The sequence below is a fragment of the Chitinophaga sp. OAE865 genome (genome assembly GCF_040546735.1).
GTDB lineage: Bacteria > Bacteroidota > Bacteroidia > Chitinophagales > Chitinophagaceae > Chitinophaga > Chitinophaga polysaccharea_A.
Genome location: NZ_JBEPOF010000001.1, coordinates 7,610,951 through 7,630,103 on the forward strand (window position 1 = coordinate 7,610,951; position 19,153 = coordinate 7,630,103).

Consider the following 19,153-nt stretch of genomic DNA (forward strand, 5'->3'; position numbering starts at 1 on the left):
TATGCGGCGAATATACGTATTAATCGCCGCAATTTTGCCATAATCACCGCATAAAACGCGGCGATTAAAAAGTGAATTTTGTAAATTATTGCAAATAAACATATTACATAGATAATATTAATTCAACTCAAATAAGTTAATACGATACTTTTGGTCATATTTGCAATTGGTTTATCTGGCTTTCCGGCACGACACAGCAACCGGGCATCACCACGCCTCTTTCACATGGGTGGATTGTTCACCTATCTTCCCTAACAAGTACCGCACTTTTATACGCCCTTATTTTGTAATGAAATTTAAAGGATATAAAGAAAGATGGTAACGGCTTACGTGATACCAGCTCCCTTCCCGTTGCCATTAAGATGATCTCCTACCCCGCTTCAGCGCTGATTGAAAACCGTGATGATGCGCCCGCGCCATGTATGGACAGCCACATCTGAGGAATACGGATACATCAATCCACTGACCCATTTCATGCAATTAGAAGCATATATCATTTGGATTCCTCACTATAAAAATTTCGTATATTCGGTATAACTAAATTATCGATATGGCAAAACAAAATGGGTTATTCCAATTCACTGGTAAATTGGGTAATGTAATCGGCTACCGGCGAAATGGAAACTATTTTGTTCGTTCCATGCCGGCAACGGTCAAACAAACATCCGCCACCCGGCAGGCATCCGCAACTTCGGGATCGCCAGCAGGAAGGCCAAACTAATCCGGCAGGCAATAATGCCGCAGCTGGATATTAATTACGATGGCTCCCTTGTGAACCGCCTGAACAAAACGCTGATCCAGGCCAAAAGCCTGGAAGGATTCCGGCTGAATAAGCATACCGGCACAGAAAAGTTTTCCTCCGTACAACCGGTTATACAAAACGGCCACCTGATCATTCCTGCGCAAACATTACCAGCGCAGGGCGCCGCCACACATCTGGAGCTTACCGTAGCGGCTACACGCATCAGCTTCGTGGAACAGCGTATCACACAGCATCACAAAGCAAGCATCACTATCAACATTAACGCCCCTTTCAGCGGCGCTGAACTGGAAGCCGCATTCCCCGGGAAAGGAACACTTTTTATTGTATTGCAGGTGAAAATGCTGAATGGAAAAGAAACAAGTGCAGACTGCCGCCTTATGGCCGCCAACATCATGGCTATAACCATAACAGAAAACAGGAAACGAAAACAACAGATACCCAGTATAAGGAAAGTTTTACCTTATATACCAGCATCCGGTAAGGAAAAACTACCGGTGCTGCCAAAGCCGTTCCCAGGCATCAACCCAATATCCCCCAAACAATAATCATCTCTGGAAAAAATAAAATCAAACTAATCATCCTAATCAATATCCCAAGACAAAATCCGCAAACTTTTACGTAATTTAACGGATGCGTTATATTACCTTCTATATACTCATGCTCCTCTCGCCCGTTTCCGTAATGGCGCAAACAGTTACCCCTGTGGAACTCGGCGCCCTGTCTACCGATAAGATCAAAGAAGCTTCCGGCATCGCCTCCAGCTCCACCCTGAAAGGCTGCTTCTGGACGCATAACGACAGCGGCAATAAACCCGAAGTATACCTGCTCAACAACAAAGCAGAACTGATCAGCACCGTGAAACTCGCTGATGCAGGGAACCGCGACTGGGAAGACATTGCGGAAGGAATAGGCCCGGTAAAAGGCAAACACTATGTGTATGTAGGCGATATAGGCGATAACTCCGGTATAAGAAACCATATCCGCATTTACCGCTTCCAGGAACCGGATAAACTGCCGGCCGCTCACCTGGAAATCAGACCGGATGTGCTTACACTGCACTATCCCAACAGCCCCCGCGATGCAGAATCGCTCATGATAGATCCCATCAGCAAACAGATCTATATCCTCAGCAAAAGAGAAAAAGAAATAAGCCTGTATAAAACCAGCCAGCTGCTCTTCAAAGACGGCGACAAAGCCACCCTGGAAAAACTGATAAAACTCCCCTACACCTGGGTTACCTCCGGTGATATTTCGAAAGATGGGCGCCACATCGTTATTAAAACCCTCACTACCGTTTATTACTGGCATCGCAACACCGGCGAAAGCGTGGAACAAGCCATGTCAAAACCCGCAAAAGAGCTCCCTTACGTGATCGAAAAACAAGGAGAAGGTATCGCCATACTCCCCGATAACAGCGGCTATGTAACCATCAGCGAAGGAAAACATGCGCCTGTAAATTTTTATAAATGGAAATTCTAAACCGCTAACATTTACTGCTGACGTCGCATTTCAGTAACATCGCCTATACTTGTATAGTGCGTGCAGCCTTCACTATCTGCTGCTAACCCGTATTTCATATACCCTCAAAAACAGGTGATTCCCCCGCCGGGAAACACCTGGAGCAAAACCATTTTTTACTATGCCACTGACAAACAGCTTCCACCATTTTTTTGCCCGGGGAATGCCATCCCGGTAAACCGTTACAAACAGGAATTACATACAGCTCTCCTCAGAACCATTAATTCAATAACCTCATTCGCTCATGCAAAAGAAAGCTATCATCATTGGCGCCGGCCCCGCAGGTCTCACCGCTGCCTATGAACTACTACAGCGCACCGGTATCACCCCTATTGTACTGGAGAAAAGCACAGACATCGGCGGTATTTCCAAAACTGTTAACTACAAAGGTAACCGCATCGATATCGGCGGCCACCGCTTCTTCTCCAAATCAGACCGCGTAATGGACTGGTGGATGAACATGATGCCGCTGGATAAGGAAGCCGCTGAAATATTCTCCATCAGCTACCAGCAAAAAACAAAAGAAGTAAAGGTGAACCGCAACAACAACAATAATACCGATACCCTGGTAGCCCCCGATCCGGATCTCATCATGCTGGTGAGAAAACGCCTGTCGCGCATCTATTTTCTCCATAAGTTCTTTACCTATCCCATCCAGTTATCGGTGGATACACTGCGTAAACTCGGCTTTACCACCACCATCAGCATCATGATGTCGTACCTGTGGGCACAGATCTTTCCACGGAAAAATGAAAAATCGCTGGAAGATTTCATGGTAAACCGTTTTGGCCTTACCCTTTATCATCTCTTCTTTAAAGACTATACAGAAAAAGTGTGGGGCGTATCCTGCAAAGCCATTTCTGCAGAATGGGGCGCGCAAAGGATCAAAGGCATCTCCATAGGAAAAGCTATTGCCCATGCGGTGAAATCTGCGGTGGAAGCAGGCAAACCGAAAGACCTTAAACAAAAAAATGTAGAAACAAGCCTGATCGAACAATTCCTGTATCCTAAACATGGCCCCGGCCAGCTCTGGGAAGAAGTAGCTCACCAGGTGATCAACAAAGGCGGTACTGTGCTGATGCAACACGATGTAAAAAAGATCCATACCTCCGGCAACCAGATCACTGCTATAGAAGCGCTGGATCGCAGCACCGGGGAAACTGTGGTGCTGGAAGGCGACTACTTCTTCTCTACCATGCCCATCAAGGAACTGGTGGCCGACCTGGAAGCAAGTGTACCGGGAAATGTTCGTGAAATAGCTGCAGGACTGCATTACCGCGACTTTATCACCATCGGCATCTTACTAAAAAACCTCAGCTTCGAAGATAAAAAAACCGGTGAGCACAAGCCGCTGGAACTGAAAGATACCTGGATCTATATCCAGGAAAAAGATGTAAAGGTAGGCAGGCTGCAATTGTTCAATAACTGGAGCCCCTACATGGTGAAAGACCCGGATACTACCTGGGTGGGAATGGAATATTTTTGTAATAAGGGAGATGATTTCTGGGACCTGAGCGATGAAGAGATCCGCGAAACAGCCATCCGCGAACTCTGTAAAATAGGATTGGCACAACAGGCCGATGTACTGGATGCTACCGTGCTCAGGATGGAAAAAACATACCCCGCCTATTGGGGTACCTATGCCCGCTTCGAAGAACTGAAAAGTTATATAGATACCTTCGAGAACCTGTTCCTGGTGGGCCGCAACGGCATGCACAAATACAACAATTCCGACCACTCCATGCTCACCGCTATGGTGGCGGTAGATAATATTGCCAACGGCATTGTCACCAAATCAAATATCTGGTCTATAAATACGGAACAGGAATACCATGAAGAAAAAAAATAAAAAATCCGCAGCCTTTGTCCGGGAGGAATATGCTCCCTGGCAAAGGCTGCGGACAAATACACCGGTTACCGTTTCTCGTTATACACGCCAAACTCTGCAATCGCAGGCGTTTCGGAATAACCGTCTATCAGTATCCTTACTTTATTACCCCATACACGCTGAAAACGATGAATGCTCACACGACCCGCATGTTCCCCTTCTGATGGCAATGGCTTCCACTCCCCGTTCTCATTGTATTCCAGCCGGTATTGCTTAATACGCGCTTTATCTTCGGTGATCACTATCATGTTAAAGCCCTGCTGCCGGTCAAATTCCACTTCAAACCAGGGTTGCTTCACCGCGCGGTTCGATTGCCAAGTGCTTCTGAAACTATCATCGTTCGCAAAATCCATGATGTTCATATCACTGCTCCAGCTGGAATTAGCCGGTTGGTGTTTGGCAATGTTAGGTGAAATAATGGGAGATGCATACGCCGGTAATGCCGCTACTGGTCCGTCATTTTTCCATTGCTTCCCGATCTGCTTTAATGTTTCCAGGGCATTGTTGTCAATCAGCCCATCGCGGTTAGGCGCCACATTCAAAATAAAATTGCACCAGGCTTTGTTAAACGGAACAATGTTTTCGTTCACCAGTCTGTCAACACTCTTCACCGGCGTAGTGGGGAAATCCGCTTTCCAGAACCATGCCGTGTTGATAGGCAAACACGATAATGCCGGCAAGTGGTTATTCTCCGTAGAAATGTGCTGCCCTGCACCTTGTTCATACGATTTTATATCTGTATAGAACAAGGCTTCTGCAGGGTATTTCGCTGCGTTCAGATCCATCACCAGGCAGTTGGGTTGCAGCCTTTTAATCAGCCCATAAATTTCCTCAAAAGGTACATCATCATATGAGATCCTTGACCAGGGCGCATCCCACCCATCAATGATCAGCGCAGTGATTTCCCCATAGTTGGTAAGCAACTCGGTGAGCTGCGCCTTGATCATCTTAATGTCTTCCTTTGTGATCTGTCCCGGTCTTATCTTATGATGCGTGTCCAGGATAGAGTAATACAACATCACCTTCAGTCCTTTCGCTCGAAAGGCATTGGCATATTCTTTTACCACATCCCTTTTCAACGGGCTGTTCATCACATTATAAGGCGTGGTTTTAGTATCCCAGATAGCAAAGCCGCTATGATGTTTTGTAGTTAAACAACCATAAGACATATTCGCCGATCTGGCCGCTGCCGCCCATTGATTACAATCCAGTTTCTTCGGGTTGAAGATAGCCGGCGACGCGTCCGGATCGGCCCAGTCGTCGTCCATAAAAGTGGGGATATTGAAATGGATGAACATACCGAAACGCAGATCCACAAATTGTTGCTGCAATGTATGCAGCGACGGCGTTTGCTGCGCAGCGGCATTTCCTGTTACAAATAACAGTACTGCTGCCAGAATGCTGATAACCTGATTCTTTTTCACAAGCTGATGAGTTAAAATATAAAGAATAAAATTTACTACTTCCATTCAGGCTGCTGCACCAATTTGCGGCCCTGGTCCAGTATGCCTTGTGGTATAGGCCATACATAGAATTTATCTGTATTAAAGTGACGGTCTTCCAGCTTTGTTTTTGGATACTTGTTGGTTTTGCCACCGGTAGCAGGAATGTCTGTTAACCCGGCAGAGGCATCCATGGTATAAACAGGCCCGTTCAGCACCTGTTGCCCGATCCTCCAGCGCAGGATATCGAAATAACGGTGTCCTTCACCTGCCAGCTCTACCCGGCGCTCATGACGGATAAAAGTACGCAGCGTTTCTTTGTTCATACTCCAGCCATTGAGGGCGAAAGTAGCTGCCACATTGGGCATGCCTGCACGTGTCCTTATTTCGTTCAGTGCATTGGTAATTTCTGCAGATGGACCGGTGGCCTCGTTGGCTGCTTCTGCATAGGTAAGCAATACTTCCGCATAACGGAGGATCTTCCAGTCGTTGCCGCCATTATCGCGGGCTTCCAGCTCTGTTTTATCAAAGATCTTTTTAAAAGCATAACCGGTATATGTGGCTTTATCGCCGCCAATTTTATCCAGCGTGCTGTTAATCGGATCATACATCTTATCATTGGCCAGCGTGCTGCCGGGATAATAAATAGTAGCATTTAAACGCGGATCGCGGTTTTTCCATGGTGCATGCACATCATACGCGGGGTCTTTGGTATAAGGGTAATAACCGCTGGCACTCTCATAATCATCTACCAGTGAAGGCAATGGATTCAGGTACAGGGTCCCCCCGGAAACAGAGTTCACACCGGCAATGTCACGAAGCCCGTTGGCCCGGAGTTCCTTTACATGAATATAGCTGATGATGCTTTCGGAAGAATAATCTCCCTCCTGCTGGAACAGGTTATAGTAATCCGGGTAAAGGGAATATACTTTGCTGTCCATCACTTTCTTTGCTTCCGCAGCGGCGCCTGCATAATCGCCGGTGTATAGCATCACCCTTGCTTTCAGTCCGCGGGCGGCGCCCTGGGTGAAGCGTCCCTTATCATCGCCGGTGTAGGATGGCGGCAGATCGGGGGCGGCTTCATCCAGCCATTTGATCACCTGGGATATGACTACCGCTTTCTTATCCTGCGGCACATCTGATTCTGCCGGGGTAGCAAATACTTTCATCACCAAAGGCACATCCCTGAAAAGCGTAGCCATTATGAAGTAGCGGTAAGCCAGCATCACTTTTACTTCTGCTTTTAATCTTTTCTTTAACCCTTCGTTCATATCCGGCACTTTATCCACATGATCAAGAAATTCGAGGCAATGCCTTACCTGGCCGTATTGCCATTCATCGCCCAAATAACCGGTAGTGGCCACAAAGGTGCTGTTGCCTATCAGCTGTGCATTGCGGAGGGTATTGCCCCAGGAGGCTGTTTTGGAAAAAGCATTATCGCTCATGCCTTCATAGCAAACAAAAAAATCGGCGGAAGGAAGGAACTCATAGATCCTGGAAGCAAACTTTACTGCGTCGGATTCCGTGGTCCAATAGGTAGCATCAGAGTATTGATCCAGCGGCGCGCGGTCCAGGAAGTTTTTTGAGCAGGCAGCTAAAACACTGCAGGCGCATAATATAGCGATGAGATGTAGTCGTTTCATGTTGTTGTTGTTTTGCAGTGAGGGCGTCATCAGAATTTCAGGTTCAGGCCAAAGGTGTAAGTCTTCATCTGGGGGAAGTTCACACCCGATTGCCAGTTGTCGATTTCCGGATCAAAGTTTTTCGGGAAACGTTTTGATTTCAGTGTCAGGACATTTTCCATCATGAAATAAAAACGGATCTGGCCAATCTTCGCGCGTTGCAAAATATTATTGGGCACACTGTATCCCAGCTGCAGGTTCTTCAGGCGCACATATTTTGAATCATACAACCACCAGTCGGAAAAATCGTAGTTCACGCTCAGGTCCTGCCGCATCAGGGGATAGCGGGCGCCTTTGTTTTCCGGCGTCCAGGAGTCCATCAGGTCGGTGGTAAAGGAACCGCCGTAATTGAACGGGCTTACGGCATAACCGGTGAGATATGTTTTATTTTTCAGCACACCCTGGAATAACATACTTAAATCAAACTGCTTCCAGGAGAAGTTAGCGTTTACGCCAAACATCAGATGTGGATCCGCATCACCCAGTATTACCCGGTCTTCCGGGGTAATCTGGCCATCACCGTTGGTGTCCTGGTACTTGATGTCGCCAGCTTTATTCTGTGGTTTATAAGTGGGCGATGCTTTTACTTCTTCATCAGACTGGTACAGGCCAAGTGCTTTGTAGCCATACCAGGTCCAGCGTGACTGTCCAACCATCACCGGGTTTTCCTGCAATACATCCGGTGTGCCGCCCAGGTCGAGGATCTTGTTACGTGAATCGAAGATATTTACCATTACACCGTACTTCAGTTTATTATCGCGGTTCTGGTAGCCGGCAGATACTTCCCATCCCCAGTTGCTCATACGGCCCAGGTTCATTACCGGTGCATCACGGCCAAAGGTGGAAGGTACGCTGGGAGTGAGCAAAATACCGGTGGTTTTCTCTTTAAACACATCTGCGGTGAGCGTTAATTTCTCCTGGAAAAACCCGGCATCCACGCCAATATTCCCGGTTACTTTTTCTTCCCAGGTCAGATCCGGGTTAGCGGTATTGTTGTAGTAAGTAGTAGTTTGCGCTTTATCATTGAAGTAAGAAGCGCCGGTGCCTATCAAACTGGCCCATGAATAAATACCGCGTGTATCCGTTCCCGTTGCATTCTGGTTACCCACTTTTCCGTAGGAAGCACGCAGCTTCAGGTTGCTGATGGTGGCCGATCCTTTCAGGAAGTCTTCCTCCGAAATCCGCCATCCGGCAGAAACAGAAGGGAAGAATCCCCAGCGGTTATTTTTGAAGCGGGAAGATCCGTCGTACCGCCCGTTCACTTCCAGCAGGTAGCGGTCTTTAAAGCTATAGGATAATCTCCCGAACATCGACTGGATAGCCCATTCATAAGCGCTACCACCGGTGCTCCACTGGTCTTTTTTCACACTGCCCCCGTTGATCACATGGATATCATTATTCAGGAAATCCTGACGGCCCAGGGAATAGGCATCATATTTCATACTTTCCTGGCTGTATCCCAGCAATGCTTTAAAATCGTGCTGCTTTAACTGTAAGCCATAATTCACCGTACCGATGAATGTTTGGTTAATAGCAGTATTATATTCATCTCTCAGCGAGTTGGGCGATTGCTGCGTGGTAACAAGGTTCTCGTCATCATCATACAATTTATAGGTGGCCCAGAAAGTTTTGTGTTTAATATCACGGCTGTTATAAGAGTACTGTCCTTTTACCGACAGGTTTTTAGTGATCCCGTAATCCAATGTGAGGTTGGTGTTAAGGTAATTATCCTTGTAATTTTCAAACCCTCCGTGATTGATAATAGCTACCGGCTGGGAGCCGCCGCGGTAGCTCCTGTCGCGCCCCTGTGGGGTATAAGCCCACTCAGTAGGGTTCAGGATATATGCCCAGTGCATAGCGGTGGTATAAATGCCGGCTCCGGCAAAACTCTTAGGCGCATTCATGTACACGGTATTGATCCCAAACTTCAGGTTGTCCAGGATCTGTGTATTCACATTCACCCGGGAAGTAAAGCGCTCATTCATTACCCCTTGTACCAGTCCTTCCTGTTTCAGGTAGCCAAGCGATACAAAGTAATCTGTATTTTTTGTTCCGCCGGAGATGCCCACGTTATGTTGCATCTGGAGGGCATTCTTCTTGAAGATGGCGCTGATCCAGTCGGTGCTGGGCAGTTCCCCGCTGGCGTATTTCTGGATATCAGCGTCGGAAAAACGGACAGTGGCATCGGGATTATCGTTCAGCTGGGACTCGTTCCATTTGCGCATAAAGGATACTGCGTCTACCAGTTTGGGGAGATAGGTAGGCTGTTGTGTGCCTGCGTACGCATCATACGCCAGCGAAGGCTTGCTGTTCAGTTTACCTTTACGGGTAGTTACGAGTATTACCCCGCCGGAGGCGCGGGCTCCATAAATAGCGGTAGCGGAAGCATCTTTCAGGATACTGATGTTGTCGATGTCCTGCGGGTTCACTGTTTCCAGCTGCCCGGCCACCCCATCTATCAGCACCAGCACCGGGTTGCTCGACAGGGTACTGATACCGCGGATATTCAGTTTGTTGTTATTGGTTCCCGGCATACCGTCTGTTTGCTGTACAAACAGCCCGGGAACCTGGCCCTGCAGGGCATTCACCACGTTGGGCACTGGCCTTTCCGCTACGGCGGCTCCTTTTACGGAGGCTACGGCGCTGGTAAGACTGGCCTTTTTCTGGGAGCCATACCCTACCACTATAATTTCACCGAGCTTTTTTGTGTCTTCCGTGAGTATGATACGCAGCTGTGTGTCACTACCGCTGGCTATCTCCCGCGTATTATAGCCCATAAAGGATACAATGAGCACCGCATTTTCAGGAATGCCTTTCAACAGGTATTCCCCTTTCTCATCGGTAACAGTAGCCATAGAGGCGTCTTTCACCCGTACAGACACGCCGGGTAAAGGTTCATCTTTTTCATTCACCACTTTCCCGCGGATATCCTTGTACAGGAGGCCGGCATCCGCATCCAGCGGCATATTTGCCAGCATTTCATTGCTTCGGCGGATGATCACCTTATCATCTGCTATAAAATATTCCAGGGAAAAAGGGGCCAGCAACTCTTTCAGTACATTACCTACTTTCTGGTGCTTTGCCCGGATCGTGACAATGCTGTTAAAGATTTCCCGGTTAACGGCATAGCTGAAAGAAAGATTGGCGCTGGCGCCTATCTCATCCAGCGCATCATGCAATGCGCCGCCTTCCACTTTCAGCGTGATCCTTTTTTCAAGCAGCTGGGCTTCGGTGTGCTTGGCCAGCAATGTTAGTGTGGTACTACATACAACGACTACAATACACAATGACATTTTCATTAGCATGCCTATTACAGGTACACATTTTTTCATACTTTTACGTAGATTAAGGTTGAGTAAAAACTAGCTGCCATCGGTTACCAGGCCAGTGTGGCAAACTAGCGTTAAGACTTAACTTTCAGCCTCCCGCAAGGGAGGTTCTTTTTATGTAGGTGCCGCTTCCTTATGCATAGGCGGGTGATTTATTTCATAACGTTTAACATTCCTTATCCATCCTGATGATGTACGTGCTGCCATTGTTTTCCAAAGTGGCGTTGAGCGACAAGCACAACTGCCGCAATGCTTTCTCTAAAGTGCCGTTGGTATTGAATTCCCCGAAATAAAAACAGTTGGAGATCTTTCCTTTGATCTCAATTTTTACATTGTAATAATATCCCAGTTCAGCCGCCACTTCAGGTAAACCGGCCCTGTCGTACTTCAGGATGCCCTCACGCCTGCTGAGCAGGCCAGCAGCAGCCACCCCGTCTTCCTTCCTGATAGTGCCCGTTGCCTTGCTGAATACAGCCCGCTCACTGGGAGATACATGCACCGCGCTATCAGCATTGCCCACCGCCACTTTACCGGTCAGCACCGTTACAGCTACATCCGGCTGTGCATCAAACGCCTGGATATTAAAGGAGGTTCCCAGTACACGTGTGGTTACACGTCCGCTGTGAATAATGAAAGGCTTCACCGCATTGGTGCTTACATCAAAAAAGGCTTCGCCACTCAGCGTGAGCTCGCGGTTCTCTTTCCCGAAAGCATCTGTATATGCCAGTGTGGAAGCAGGACTAAGCCAAACGGTAGTGCTATCAGGCAACTGTATCTTTTTATGTTCTCCCGCTTTAGTGGCCACCAGCTGTTGCAGGGAATGAACAGGTGCTGGCGCCACTGGGCGCTGGAAATACCACCAGCCGCCTGCCGACAATACAAACAATACTGCTGCGGCGGCAGCTATTTTTGGCCACCAGGTACGTTTAAACGGCGCTGCTTCCGGTATGGCAACACGGATACGGGACAACAACTGTTGCTCCATTTCCTCTTCCAGCAAGGATTTGGTGCCCAGCTCCGCTTCATTCCACTCCTGCGTGGTTTTAAAGCTGTGATAATAGTTCATGAGCTGCTCCACCTCTTCTTCACTCGCCGATCCGTCCATCCATTTATCTATCAATGAATAAAACTCCTGTCTGTTCATACCGGGTATTTTATCATTAGTGACAAAAAAGAAGGGCTACCCCCAAAGCAGGAGCAAAAAAAATTTTACTTATTGATCAGCAGGAGCAGCAGCAAGGCATAGCCGAGGGCGGAGCGCAGCTTACGGAGGGCAATATTGATCTGGTTCTCAACGGTTTTTACCGAAAGGTTCAATTGCTGTGCAATTTCTTTATAGGAAAGGTGTTGGTCACGGCTCATCCGGAATATTACCCGGCATTTTTCGGGGAGACTGTCTATCAGGGTGTTCAGGAGAGATTGCAGCTCTTTTACGGCCAGCTCACTTTCCGGGGAAGCGGTTTCCATCCGTTCCAGCAGGTGGTCAAACAGTTCCTCCCGCACGGGGTTTTGCCTGATATACCGAAACACTTTGTAGCGGATGCTGGCAGAGAGATATGCTTTCAGGGGGCCATTCAGCCGGATACGATGGGATCTTTGCCACAGCTCTGTGAACAGTTCCTGCACCAGGTCTTTGCAGGCTTCCTTGTCTTTCAGCACCTGGTAGGCCAACAGGAACAGGGGCTCCCAATGCCGCTTGTACAACAGGCTAAGCGCCTGTTCATCACCCGACTGTAACAACAACAACAAAGCTTCATCTGTTTGCCCCTCAATGGCCGGCATGGTTGATTATAATTTTTTATAGTGAGATGGAATACCGGGGATAAATATAGGGGTTAAATTATTATGGTTGAGGCAAAAAAGATGAGCGGTCATCTTCCATAAAAGTCATATTGCATTTCCGGGTTTAAGCTTCCTAAAACAGCAAGGCCGGCCTAACGGCCAGCCCTGCTGCATAAATGGGGTTTCAATATTAATTTTATACCTGCTTTTCGAGCAACAACCTGATCATATCCTCCAGCATCAGCTCTGCATCATGGTTCTGGATCATAAAATTTTTGAAGATGATCTTTCCATCCTGGTCAATCAGGTAATTGGTAGGCGCACCTCTCGCCGGCAGATTTTTCCGATTTGCTTCCACGTCTTTCAGCGGTATAAAACTGTATTTACTGGACTTTACAAACGGTACTACGTATTCATCCTGATCGCGTACCACGTTAATGCCTAAATAGGAAACAGGCTGACCTTTGAAATTCTTCAGCACTTTTTCAAAGTGAGGGAACTCTCCCCTGCAGGGGCCACAACCGGGAAACCAGAAAGTGAGCAGCACTACTTTCCCTTTGTAGTCCTGCATGGTGGTTTTACCGCTTGCCAGGTACTGCTCCAGCGAAAAAGATGCTTCTTTGGCATCAGCATTTAACCGTTGTTTCAGATCACTGTAAACAGCGCTTTCCGTTTTGCCGGCTTCCTTGCCATATGCCAGCAGCGGCGCTTTCAGCGACCTGGCGGGTGTGGCGGCATAGTATTTCATCAGGGTATCATACGCCTGTTGCGGATGTCCTCCGGAAGCGGCTACTTTAGCCTTGAGCAGCGCCAGTGTTTGCGGCATGCTGCCCCATCTCTTGGCTTTTATTTCATTCAGCATTGTGGCTGCCTCACCGGCTTTGTTCTCTGCCAGTAATTTTTCAGCGGCTACAAACTGCCTCGCGAGCTTTGCATCTTTTTCAAAGGCGTCTTTGCTTTCTGCTTCCAAACCGGGTGTAGCAGCCAGTTCTGAGGCCAGTTTCAAGGCTTCCGAAGGGCTTTCGGATAACAGCAAATCAAAATATTCGTCCATACCGGAATTGGACCAGCTGAATTTTGTTACCGGGAAATCACGGCGCATCTGTTCATACAACGCTTTCTTTTTCTGCAGATCCGGTTCACGGAAGGCTATCCAGTACAGCGCCTGTGCGCCCCGCTGGCTCTCCGGAAATTTTTTGATCAGCTCATTACACATCTCGCGGTATTTCTGCGGGTTATCTTTCTCAAAGGCATTGGCATAGTAGAAAAAATAATCCGGGTTGTTTGGGTCTGCTGCAGATGCTTTGCCCATAAATTCCCTCGCTTTGTCAAATTCTCCCCAGCGTTCTGCATCAACAGATAATTCCTGCCATGCATCCGCCAGTTTGGGATCCATTTCTACTGCTTTTAGTAGAAATGGCCGTGCTGCGGGGCTTTCCATGCCTGTATAAAATCTGCCCAAACCGTATTGTACAGCTGCCACCTTGGGAAATTGCTTTATCCATCGCTGGTACTGTTTTACAACGCCAGCGCTGTCTTTCCTCATTGCCATTAAATAAGCTTCGTGGGCAGCAATATTCTCAGGATGCTTATTGATAACGCCAACCAGGCTGTCGCCTTTTTGTTTCGATTGGGCGCCTGCCATTGAGGGCAGGCACAGCAACGCTGCTGCTGCAATGGTATATGCGCTTAAATGCTTGAAAGTGATTTTCATAATGCTGGTGTTTGACTGTGTATAATTTTATGTAGATAATTACCAACCAGGGTTTTGTTCTGGAACTTTCCCCGCAGGGTATTTCTGTAGCTGATCCTGTGGTATGGGGAAATAATACATCTTGTCTTCGAAGAAGCGCTGTTCCAGTGGTACGGCGGTATATGTTCTGGCACCGTTTACAATGCCTATCTGCATGGATTTGATGGCAGCCCCTATCATCGTTTTACCGGTGCCCCATCTCCGTATATCATTGAATCGCTGGCCTTCAAATGCCAGTTCCACGGTGCGCTCGCGTACATAATCATCCCAGGTGAGCTGGGTTGTTATTTCCGGCATATTCGCCCGTTTACGGAGAAGGTTTACATAAGTGCGCGCTTCACCCGGATTATTCAGTTTCAGCTGGCATTCTGCATAGTTGAGATACACTTCACCCAGCCGCATCATGATGCAGTTCTGATAATTGGTATTATTACCCCCGAAAATATAGTTGGGGTTCATAAACTTACGCAGCAGGTAACCGGTGATAGCTGTGCTGGAAGTTCCGGGATTCATAGCAGAGCCCAGTTTCAGGTCCATTACGGTGTTCATCCAGGTGGTACCATCGTAAATAACGCTGGCATGCAGACGCGGATCGCGGTTGGCGTATGGATGCGCGGGATCATATAATGTCGATTGATTCCAGGGTTTACCATCCGTCATCAGGTATTGGTCTACTATATTCTGCGTAGGGCAATCTCTCACACTGCCAAAACCGGTAAAATAGGTGGAATTATTGTAATCGTCGAGTCCATGTACCTGCCCGCTCAGATCCCCTGCGTATTCTTTATTAAAGATCACTTCACGGTTATCATCATTCTCCGGGAAAAACATAGCTCCATAATCCGGGAACAGGGAAAACCCGCCTTTGTCTATCACTTCTTTGGCGGCGGCAGCAGCGCCGTTATAGTCCTTATAATTCAGCAACAGCCTTGCTTTCATGGCCAATGCGGCAAAACGGGTAGCACGGCCTGTAGAAGCCGCCGGATAGCTTCCAGGCAAAACAGCGGCTGCATCATCCAGGTCTTTCACCATAAAATTTACACAGGCTTCATCGGTACCGCGACCAATCGACAGCTCATCATCCAGCGATAATACTTTATCCACAATCGGGAAACGCCCGAAGGTAAAATAGAGATCCATGTAATGCAACGCCCGGAGAAACAGCATCTCACCTTTGATCTGTTGTTTTCCGGCTGCGCTGAGCGGCATATCATCCATATGCGATAACACGTTATTGCAGTTACGCACTGCAATGTAAGTGTCGTTCCAGATGCTGGTGTTGATATTGGAAGATGGTGAATACTGCCCGGAGTTCACCAGGTTGGCTTCCAGGAACGACTTCGCGCATTTGGCTTCATCAGTGATATCACAGATCATCCAGTTGCCGGCATCGTCATAAATGGAATGTATCTTACTGTATGATTCCAGTACTACCCGGCCAATGAGGGCGCTGTCTTTCCATACGTTGCTGTCGCTGTAGAGGTTCAAAGGGCCTTTATTCAATGCCTCTTTATTACAGGCAACTGTTCCCATTGTTACAGCAAGGGCTATATAGCTGATTAATCTTTTCATTTGAGAGCATTAGATGTTCAATAAATTCATTTTCACAGATCAGAACTGCAGCGTGGCGCCGGCTGCGAACGATTTCATCAGCGGGTCGCGTACCTGTCCTGCACTTTCGGGATCAAATGATTTAAAATGAGTGAAAGTGAAGAGATTATTTGCACTAACACTGATACGCAAGCTCTTTGCACCAATACGCTGCAGCACAGTGCCTGGCAGGCTATAAGCCAGTTCCATGTTCTTAACACGCAGGTAGGCCGTATTACGGGCCCAGTAATCAGAGCGTTCTTCATTATTCTGGTTATTATACCATAAACGTGGATAGGAAGCATTGGTATGATCAGGCGTCCAGCGATCCAGTTTATCCGTTGTAGCCGGGAGATTGTTATACGCATAACCCTGTACATTGCCCGCGCCCTGCATCAGCACATTCAGCTCCAGGCTGCTGTACTTAACGCCCCAACTGATACCATACTGGATCTTGGGGAAAAATGCAGCGCCAAAAGCTACCTGGTCCCTGGCTGTAATAGCGCCGTCGCCATCCACATCCTTATACCGAATATCACCGGGAGCTGTGCCAGGATAAAGTGGTTTGGGGCCTTTGGCAATTTCATCTTCACTTTGGTATAAGCCCTCAGAAATATATCCTGTTGCCTGGGTGCCTACCCTGTTATAAAAATAACCGATAGATTTCCCGCTGATCTTCTGCCACTCAGGGATACTTTGTGATTCCGGGTAGTAAACGATCTTGTTTTTGCTAAAGGTAAAATTGGGGGAGATGAAATAAGAGAACTTCCCGAAATGCTGCGTATGACTTAAAGTAATTTCCAGTCCTTTGGTATCTACAATACCGCTGTTGATATCCGGTAATCCAATGCCAATTATAGCAGGTACCTGCTGTGCCGGCGGCGCCAGGATATCTTTTGTTCTTTTCTGGAAATAATCTGCTTCCAGTCTGAACAGGTCCTGTTTATAATGCGCTTCCACTCCCACATTGGTGATCACAGCACGCTCCCAGGTAAATACCGGGTTAGGCAGTACATTGGGCGATAGCGTTTGATAATACTGAGGCACAGTTCCTCCCAAAGAATATCCCGGTGTAGCTCCCAGGGCATAGGTAGTCAGGAACTGGTACGGATCTACACGATCATTACCCAGCTGTCCCCAGGAAGCTCTCAGCTTCAGGAAATCAAGGTTATCGGATACATTATCCATAAAATGTTCTTCCGATAAAACCCAGCCTGCAGAGAGCGACGGGAAAAATCCATACCGGTGATCAGGAGGAAAAATATCAGAGCCATCATACCGGAAATTAAACTGGAACAGGTAGCGCGACGCATAGTTATAAGAAAAACGCCCTACCAGGCCCCTTCTCGCATTCTGTGTGCCGTTGCCTCCGTTGGTTACCCGTGTAGGATCTCCCAGGTCCAGCTGCGATAAACTGGATGATACAAAGCCCGAACGCTGCGTATTAAAATTGTCGCCCGTGTTATTGGTTTGCGTAAAGAGCAGTAAACCGGATAAATCATGCTTACCCAGCGAACGGTCGTATTGTGCGCCGGCTTCCAGTGTAAGGCTCTGTGTTTGCGCAAAGGTTTCCCTCAGGTAAGGCTCTGTTGGATAGGGTGTTGCTTTTCTGAAGTTTCCTGCCGCATCAATAGTGTACATATCGTACGGTGTAGCAAACCGTTTACCAAAGGAATAAAGCTTATCAAAAGCGCCGTTTCCTTTGAGCGACAAGCCCTTTATAAAAGGAACATCATATTGCAGGTTAACTACTGAATTAAAGATATTGGTATTAGTGAGATAATAACCGGATGCGCCTATCGATTGCTGGTAAGCATTGCCCCGCTGTTCCGGTACCATGGCATATAATCCGTTGGTAAAGCGGTTGGCGTGGATAGGAGGCGTAGAGTACATATTCGAAATAACGTATTCTGATCCATACACTGATTCCGCATCCTGCTTGCTAAAGGAGCCGCTTAAATTCATCGTCACTTTCAGGTCGCGTGTTACCTTTGCTTCCAGGTTGCTGCGCAGGTTATAGCGGCTGTAACCTTCCACCGGTACCAGCCCGTTGTTCTTTGAATAGCCTCCTGAAATAAAGTAACGGATATTTTCACTTCCACCTGCGGCCGAAAGATTATAGTTGCTTTGCCATAAGGAAGTGGCCAGTACTTCATCAATCCAGTTCACGTTAGGGTAGCGGTCGGGATCGGAACCATCCTTGTATTTCTGCAGGGCTTCGTCACTGAAACCCATACCTATGCCGGGCTGATACAACCCTTCATTTTTGAGTGCTTCATTGTAGGTGGAGGCATACTCAAAAGCATTCATCTGTTTGTAGTACTGCGTAGGACGCTGGTTCACCACGTTAGCGGCAAAAGTGATACTGGGCTTACCGATGTTTCCTTTTTTTGTAGTTACAAGTATCACCCCGTTAGCGGCACGCGCGCCATAAACGGAAATCGCAGAAGCATCTTTCAATACCGATATTACATCAATATCGTTGGCGTTCAGGTCGTCCAGCCTTCTATCGGGGATACCGTCTATCACCACCAGCGGCGCTGAGTTGTTAAAGGTGCTCAGTCCGCGTACAAACAGCGTGGAACCTGAGCCGGGTGCCCCACCGGACTTTACCGCGTATAATCCCGGCAACCTGCCGGCCAGCATGTCCGATACTGCTATGCTGGAATGATTCTCTGTAAGTTCCTTTGATCTTACGGAAGACATTGATTCCGTTTTGTTACGCGCTGTAGTGACCCCATAACCAACGATCACAGAAGCATTCAATTCCGTAAGTACCGGTTTCAGTGCAATGGTCAGTTCCACCGGGGTGGCGCCTACTTTAATATTTTTTTCATAAGATCCGTAGCCTACGAAAGTCACTACGATGGTATAATTGCCTGCAGCCAGGTTTTTAAAAGCAAAGGAGCCGTCTTCTTTAGTAGCGGTCCCCCGGTTGAATGGCCGCAGGCTCACGGTAGCTCCAGGTATGGGCTTCCCCTGATCGTCGACCACCACACCGGTTATCGTACCTGATGCTACTGCAATGTTTATCAGCGGTGTTACAGTAACTGTTTTCCTGCCGATGACCACCATCTTATTATCTTCATCAATACGCCAGGTAAATGGCTGCCCCTGCATACTTTGCTCCAGTGCCTGCCGGAGCGTGGCGTTCTTCAGCTGCACACTTACAGGCATGGATTCCCGCAGCAGCCGGGCATCATAAAAAAAATGGTAAGTGCTCTGTTTTTTAATACCTGACAGTACTTTTTCAAGTGAAGCCTCTTTCAATGATAATGTAATCTCCTGAGACACCCCCTTTGCGCTTACATGCAGGCAAAGCACAACAATCAGGAAAAAATTCAATCTCATAATGAGCATCGTTTTTTTAAGGAGGGAACGGGCAAAGAAATGCCGATAGCAATTA

Annotated in this window: 11 protein-coding genes; 3 read left to right on the plus strand and 8 right to left on the minus strand. The window is 47.7% G+C overall.

The annotated features are described in order from the left end of the window. Positions 1-735: 735 nt before the first annotated feature. The 3 genes from ABIE50_RS30330 (at position 736) to ABIE50_RS30340 (ending at position 4,130) form a co-directional block, all read left to right on the plus strand. The gene (locus ABIE50_RS30330) at positions 736-1,308 is read left to right on the plus strand and encodes a hypothetical protein (protein WP_209862676.1); all 573 of its coding nucleotides are present in this window, start codon (positions 736-738) and stop codon (positions 1,306-1,308) included. Between the two features lie 85 nt (positions 1,309-1,393). Further along, positions 1,394-2,242 (plus strand): hypothetical protein, encoded by an 849-nt coding sequence (locus ABIE50_RS30335; protein WP_209862678.1) that lies wholly within the window; start codon positions 1,394-1,396, stop codon positions 2,240-2,242. A 283-nt stretch (positions 2,243-2,525) separates the two neighbouring features. Next, positions 2,526-4,130 carry an NAD(P)/FAD-dependent oxidoreductase gene (locus ABIE50_RS30340; RefSeq protein ID WP_209862680.1) on the plus strand — a complete coding sequence of 535 codons (1,605 nt, stop codon included), beginning with the start codon at positions 2,526-2,528 and terminating at the stop codon, positions 4,128-4,130. 65 nt (positions 4,131-4,195) lie between these two features. Here ABIE50_RS30340 and ABIE50_RS30345 read toward each other — a convergent pair whose 3' ends face one another. From ABIE50_RS30345 to ABIE50_RS30380, 8 genes are all read right to left on the minus strand, one after another. Beyond that, complete coding sequence (locus tag ABIE50_RS30345; RefSeq protein ID WP_354028245.1) at positions 4,196-5,593, minus strand: alpha-L-fucosidase; 1,398 nt, start codon at positions 5,591-5,593, stop codon at positions 4,196-4,198. Between the two features lie 35 nt (positions 5,594-5,628). Beyond that, complete coding sequence (locus tag ABIE50_RS30350; protein ID WP_209862685.1) at positions 5,629-7,254, minus strand: RagB/SusD family nutrient uptake outer membrane protein; 1,626 nt, start codon at positions 7,252-7,254, stop codon at positions 5,629-5,631. Positions 7,255-7,283: 29 nt separating this feature from the next. Continuing rightward, positions 7,284-10,625, minus strand: coding sequence for a SusC/RagA family TonB-linked outer membrane protein (locus tag ABIE50_RS30355; RefSeq protein WP_209862687.1), 3,342 nt, complete (start codon positions 10,623-10,625; stop codon positions 7,284-7,286). A gap of 163 nt (positions 10,626-10,788) precedes the next feature. Further along, entirely contained in the window at positions 10,789-11,766 is a 978-nt protein-coding gene (locus ABIE50_RS30360; RefSeq protein ID WP_209862689.1) for a FecR family protein, read from the minus strand. Positions 11,767-11,831: 65 nt separating this feature from the next. Next, positions 11,832-12,404, minus strand: coding sequence for an RNA polymerase sigma-70 factor (locus ABIE50_RS30365; RefSeq protein ID WP_142686119.1), 573 nt, complete (start codon positions 12,402-12,404; stop codon positions 11,832-11,834). Between the two features lie 196 nt (positions 12,405-12,600). Continuing rightward, positions 12,601-14,118 (minus strand): redoxin domain-containing protein, encoded by a 1,518-nt coding sequence (locus tag ABIE50_RS30370; protein WP_209862692.1) that lies wholly within the window; start codon positions 14,116-14,118, stop codon positions 12,601-12,603. A gap of 39 nt (positions 14,119-14,157) precedes the next feature. Beyond that, a complete protein-coding gene (locus tag ABIE50_RS30375) occupies positions 14,158-15,729 on the minus strand; it encodes a RagB/SusD family nutrient uptake outer membrane protein (protein WP_209862695.1) in 1,572 nt (523 codons plus the stop codon). Positions 15,730-15,768: 39 nt separating this feature from the next. Then, on the minus strand, positions 15,769-19,098 hold the full coding sequence (locus ABIE50_RS30380; RefSeq protein ID WP_209862697.1) for a TonB-dependent receptor: 3,330 nt from the start codon (positions 19,096-19,098) through the stop codon (positions 15,769-15,771). Positions 19,099-19,153: the final 55 nt, after the last annotated feature.